This is a genomic window from Variovorax sp. H27-G14, from assembly GCF_046156345.1.
Lineage (GTDB): Bacteria > Pseudomonadota > Gammaproteobacteria > Burkholderiales > Burkholderiaceae_C > Variovorax.
Map to the genome: position 1 here is coordinate 1 of NZ_JAYLVN010000062.1, position 501 is coordinate 501.

A 501-nucleotide genomic window follows, 5' to 3' on the forward strand; every position below is an offset into this window, starting at 1 on the left:
GGCCAACGAGATCGACGCGCTGGTCGACAAGGTGGAGAAGCTCAAGGCCAGCGTGCGTGCCAAAGTGGAGCATCCGTTCCGGGTGATCAAGCGCCAGTTCGGCCATGTGAAGGTGCGCTACCGCGGGATGAGGAAGAACACGGCGCAACTGGTCACGCTGTTCGCGCTGAGCAATCTGTGGATGGTGCGCGGCAAATTGCTGGCTGCGCAGGCATGAGTGCGTCTGATGCTCAGCCAAACAGCCCGCAAGGGGCGCGAAGTCGTAGGGATGAACTCGCCACGCGTGCCGGCTGATGCTGAATCGCTAGCTGCACGGCGCTCACCGAATCAGTTGTTTGTGAATGCACGGCTCAAATCGCATTGATCAGGCCATCCCTAGGGAACATCTGATCAAGTCGTAAATTGACTTGATGACGAGCGCGCGTGTTGTGTCGCAGCGCTCGCCGGCTCGTTGCACCGGCATTCGATGTGTTTGAGCGCTTCTGTAGTGCCCTTACGCTG

At 59.3% G+C, this 501-nt stretch carries 1 protein-coding gene; it reads left to right on the forward strand.

What is annotated here, in order from left to right; all coding sequences use genetic code 11:
* On the forward strand, nt 1-217 hold a 217-nt coding region (locus VLK31_RS36225), incomplete at its 5' end, for a transposase (RefSeq protein ID WP_409173325.1).
* Between the last annotated feature and the right edge of the window lie 284 nt (nt 218-501).